The 5,032-nt window shown below is 31.9% G+C and carries 5 protein-coding genes and 1 pseudogene; all 6 read left to right on the forward strand.

Going from position 1 to position 5,032, the window contains the following annotated elements; genetic code table 11:
• A pseudogene (locus ACP4IT_RS12315) lies at positions 1–108 on the forward strand (IS30 family transposase); the annotation flags it as partial.
• Between the two features lie 16 nt (positions 109–124).
• Entirely contained in the window at positions 125–790 is a 666-nt protein-coding gene (locus tag ACP4IT_RS12320; RefSeq protein WP_426855840.1) for a glycosyltransferase, read from the forward strand.
• Between the two features lie 5 nt (positions 791–795).
• A complete protein-coding gene (locus ACP4IT_RS12325) occupies positions 796–1,785 on the forward strand; it encodes a stealth family protein (RefSeq protein ID WP_267160806.1) in 990 nt (329 codons plus the stop codon).
• A 9-nt stretch (positions 1,786–1,794) separates the two neighbouring features.
• Positions 1,795–3,066, forward strand: coding sequence for a hypothetical protein (locus tag ACP4IT_RS12330; protein ID WP_267160804.1), 1,272 nt, complete (start codon positions 1,795–1,797; stop codon positions 3,064–3,066).
• A 32-nt stretch (positions 3,067–3,098) separates the two neighbouring features.
• Positions 3,099–4,148: an acyltransferase family protein gene (locus ACP4IT_RS12335; protein WP_267160803.1), complete on the forward strand. Its 1,050-nt coding sequence runs from the start codon at positions 3,099–3,101 to the stop codon at positions 4,146–4,148.
• 54 nt (positions 4,149–4,202) lie between these two features.
• On the forward strand, positions 4,203–4,916 hold the full coding sequence (locus ACP4IT_RS12340) for a capsular polysaccharide synthesis protein (protein WP_426855843.1): 714 nt from the start codon (positions 4,203–4,205) through the stop codon (positions 4,914–4,916).
• The last annotated feature ends 116 nt before the right edge of the window (positions 4,917–5,032 follow it).

A 5,032-nucleotide genomic window follows, 5' to 3' on the forward strand; every position in this document is an offset into this window, starting at 1 on the left:
GATTTAACGACGACGTTACTCCAAATTAACCAGCGACCGCTTAAAATACTCGACTGGCAAACACCGTATCAGGTTATGCTGACAAATTTGTCCAAAAATTCGGATTAAATTTGCAATCTACCTAGTGAACAATTCTATTGATAATAAGGTACTCACTAGTTATCTAAATGGATTAGATAGAAAGCATTTAGTTCATGTAATTACGCCCACAGAGAATAAGGGGTTTGGTGCTGGAAATAATCTAGTCATACCAATCCTGAGGAGTGACTATCATCTTTTAGTCAATCCAGATGTTTTTGTTAAAAGTAGCAATGAAATAATAAATATGGTTCATTTCATGGATACGCATAAAGAGTATGGATTACTTTCACCGTTGATTAAGTTTCCTAATGGAGAAGTACAACATTTGTTGAAGCGTGAATCAACCGTATTAGATATGGTTTTGCGATTTACTGGACTGCCATTTTTTTCCAAAAGAAAAGAACGCTTTGTCAATCTACCAGATGGATATCGTTCCTTACATGAAGCAAGTAATGTCCCTGGATCATTTATGCTATTTCGGACTAATATATTCAAAGATATTAGAGGGTTTGATGAAAGATACTTTTTGTATATGGAAGATAGCGATATTACTAAAAAAGTAAATGCTATTTCTAAAACGATTTTTTATCCTAACGCATGTATCTATCATGAATGGCAACGGAAAAATAAAAAAAGCGTGCATGGCATTGTTCAGATGATGAATAGTACTATAAAATATTTTAATAAATGGGGATGGAAGTTCTTGTGAAAGAAATGAAAATAGATTTTGTTGTAACGTGGGTTAATGGACAAGATGAAAACTGGCTCAGAAAGTATAATAATTATGCCGATCTGGACACTCTGGATGTCAAAAATGCCCGATTTAGAGATTTTGGTATTTTCAGGTATTGGTTTCGCGCTGTTGAACGCTTTGCACCATGGGTTAATCACGTCTTCCTTGTAACAGATGCTCAGGTTCCAGAATGGTTGAATATCAAACAGGACAAAATAACAGTTATAGACCATAAGGACATTATTGATAAAAAATATTTGCCGGTTTTTAATTCAAGCGCTATTGAGCTTAATTTATATCGTATTCCAAATCTGTCAGAACAATTCGTTTATTTTAATGATGATATGTTTTTAAATCGGCCAGTTAAAAAGAGGGACTTTTTTAATAAAGATGGTTTACCTAAGGATACAGCCGGTTTAAATGCTATCCAACCAATGTACGATTTTGATTATATTCATACAAATAATATGAGAATAATAAATCAGAATTTCTCAAAAAGGAAAGTAATGAGAAGCCAATTTTTTAAATTTTTTAATCCGATCAATATGGAACTGAATGTATATACGTTATTATTATTATTTTGGCCAAAGTTCACGCGTTTCTTTGACTTACATTATCCTTACTCAATAAAAAAGTCCTTGATGCAGGAAGTTTTACATAATAATTCGGAGGCTTATATTCAAACAATGTCAGATAGGTTCAGATCTAAAAAAGACATTACCATTTGGTTGGTCCGATATTATGCGTTAGTACGTGGACAATTCTCAGTTAGAAGTCCTAGGGTTGGCAAAATTTATGACTTGTACACTAAGGAAAAACAAGCAGAACAAGATATTCGTAGTGGAAAACATAAGATGATTGTGATAAACGATGATTCCAATATAGATGACGAACAATTTTCAGGTATTTCTGAATCTCTAAAAAGTACCTTTCATGAAAAGTTTCCACAAAAATCTTCTTTTGAAAGATGAGGATTATTTTTGAAAAAAATTGATAAATTTTTTATTATCATATGTTTATTAATTCAGGTGAATTTATTTGATGTATTGGACTTAACTAACACCGCTCTTTCAGCAGTGATGGCTTATTCACAAAAAAAGTTGTTGTTAGCGGTTATAATTATATATTCTATTTTTAGTCCTTTCTTCTATAGAAGAAAACAAGAATATCAAGAACACTTTTTTACATTCTTTGTTTGGTTATTCGTAATTACGAGTAGTTTGGTAATCCTTTTCACAGCTTTAAGAATGGATCAAACGGTGTTGTCGACCTTTTTCATTGGTTACAATAGTTTTATTATTTTGCTTTATTTTCCCTTGAGGAGGGCTTTAAGTGATCGTAAGTCAGTAGAATACTTTGTTCAGTTAATTGGCATATTTGCTTTTTGTTTTGCAATCAGTAAAACAATTCAATCATATATTTTGGGACATACTGGGAGATCAATTCTATTTCTAAATAGTACTTTAGACGTAAGTTCTGCTAGATCTATGGTGAAAAACTATTTTGGTTTTATACGTTTAGCTTCGGCGACTGATTTTGTTTTTTTTGCATTTTTGTTGATGATTGTATTTGTTAGACTGGGATATAAAATTTTTACTAAAAAGGTAAATTTGCTTATGTTGACGGTTTATGTGATATATTTGTTCTTTGTCGGGCAAACGAGGATATACATAATGCTACTGCTGTTGATATTAGGAATAGTCATCTTGATAAAATTAAAAGATAAAATTTCTTTTGGTGTAATATCAGTGCTCTTATTTATTATTGCGATTCCTGTGCCTTTAATGATTGCTTACATTGTGAATCTACTCTTTTTTAAAGAGACTAGTCGTCTAATCTCATTATCAATTCGACAAGGGGCTATTAAATATTATTTAGATAATATTCTTTATAATGGCTGGTTTGGATTTGGTTTTGCGAGAGATGATGTTTATAACAATTTAATCCATAGTACCTATATGACCGGAGATGGCCAAATTATTTCATTCAATTATGATGATGTTGGAATTATTGGCTTTTTGGCCCAATTTGGAATATCTGGAATAATAAATATGATTGTTTACTTAAGTTCGCTATTGATAGCTTTTATAAGGTCCTCAAGAAAGTTTGCAAATTTATTATTGTTGAGTTTTATTCTTGGAAGTTGGGTTAGTGTATCACTTTTTGATCCACAGAGAAGTTTTTATTTGCCAATTTTGTTGGCCATTGTGGACTTTGTTTCGTCAAAGCAAGATGAAGATGTTCTAGATTAGAGATGTGTATATAGAATACGGGGGAATAAGTATTGGAAAAACATTCGAATATCTATGATGGTGTGAATGGATTGAAGGTTTTTGGTTGCTTTGCCATCATCATTATGCATAATTTAGTCAATGCTAACATTAGATTAAATCCAATAGCGAACATGGTTATTAGATCGTGGACTAATCTAGTTTTCCTTTTTTTTATTGTGAGTGCTTTTGGTTTGTGTTGTGGTTACTATGAAAGATTTCATTCTGGGAAAGTAAATCTAGAATATTTTTACCGGCGACGCTATGGAAAAATTGTTCCTTTCTTTTTCTTTCTGTTACTAATTGCCTTTCTTATACAACATACGAAAGAAAATATCTTTGAAGAGTTAATGGAATCAACGTTGTTGTTTGGCTTTTTACCTAATAATCATTTGCAGACTATGGGAATAAGCTGGACTTTGGGTGTCATTTTTGCATTTTATTTGATCTTTCCTTTTTTTACAGTAGTTGTTTCAAATAAGATTCGCATCTGGAGTGCGTTAGTCATTTCGTTAATAATAGATGGCTTGTGCGATGTATATTTTTTTACTAATAAGTTTGTAAGTGGAAATTTTGTTGCCAAATATACTTTTATTTATTGTTTTCCTTTTTTTATCATTGGCGGTTTAATCTATATTTATAGAGACATCATAATAGAGTATGTACAAAAGTATTGGCTGATTTCCCTTTTTCTGGTGGGGTTAGTTATAGTTAGTTATTTTATCCTTCCTAATAGCTTTGCCGGTATTAGTGTTTTTAATATTAAACAAGTATTAATGAATGCAACTTTGTCAATATTGGCAATAGGTTCAAGCGGCAAAAACTTTAAGGGGAAGGTAATTAAATACTTTAGTGGAATTAGTATGGAGATGTACCTTGCACAAATGGTAGTTTTTGATCTGTTATTACGCTTAGGTATTGATAAATGGTTTGGTGATTCTTGGCTTTCACTTATCACTTTAACGATTATAGAAATTTTAAGTTTAGTTATATTTATCGAGGGATACAAGCGGTGTTTTGAAAAAATATTGCTTTTTCTTCGTTCGTTTAAATATAGGTACTAGATGGATTGGTTGAAATAACAGATATGAATTACAGATAAAGAAGTGGGGTTTAATTTGCAAAAAGTAACAGTTATTTTTAAATGCTTTGGATTCGTAGGGGGTCTAAAGTATAGCCTTTTTAAAGCTATGGGGCTTATATTACGGCCAGTATTTATTACTTTTGGACGTCCAAGTTGGCTTGCAGATATATTGAAAAAAATTTCTGATGTAACCGATCATATGGTCTCGGAGTATATATATTATAAGTATCAATGGATATACGCTAAGTATGATTTGCATGTGGATAATGGTGCAATACCTGACAAGAAGATAATGTGGACTGCTTGGTTACAAGGTACTCAAGATCTACCAGAGGCAGTGGAGGTAAGTATAGCTTCTATGAAAAATCATGCTCATGGGTATGAGCTTAGAGTGGTTACGCTTGAAAATCTAAAAGAATTTACAAAGATAGATGTGAATATTTTAAATAGACTTAAAAATAAAAAAATTTCGGCAGCACATTTTACTGATTACCTGCGCGTTAAACTTCTTAGTGAATATGGAGGTGTTTGGTTAGATGCTACTGAATTTTTAACAAAAGATCTACCAGAAGACATTTGGGACTATGACTTGTTGGTCTGGAACAAAGTACAAGATCTGTCTGGCCGTAACGCATATGTTTCTATTCCATTTGTTGAAAAATTTAATAATGGCTTTTTAGTTGGGAAAAGAAATGCCCTATTTTATAAATTTGCTACGGAAATTTCGGAAAAATTACTATTTGGGTAGATTGTAAAATTAATCCGAACGCTGTTCGGACAAAAAAGATCAGCTTCCTTTAAAATGGTGTTTACCACAAACCCATCTTTTAGGAGCTGATCTTTTGTCTAGTATAACCTATTCCG

Source organism: Levilactobacillus sp. LN180102 (assembly GCF_050106635.1).
In the GTDB taxonomy this organism is placed as follows: Bacteria; Bacillota; Bacilli; order Lactobacillales; family Lactobacillaceae; genus Levilactobacillus; species Levilactobacillus brevis.

Bases quoted from the DNA above. Each gene is read 5' to 3' on its own strand.
- ACP4IT_RS12325 (WP_267160806.1), top strand. From the start codon at position 796: ATGAAAATAGATTTTGTTGTAACGTGGGTTAATGGACAAGATGAAAAC.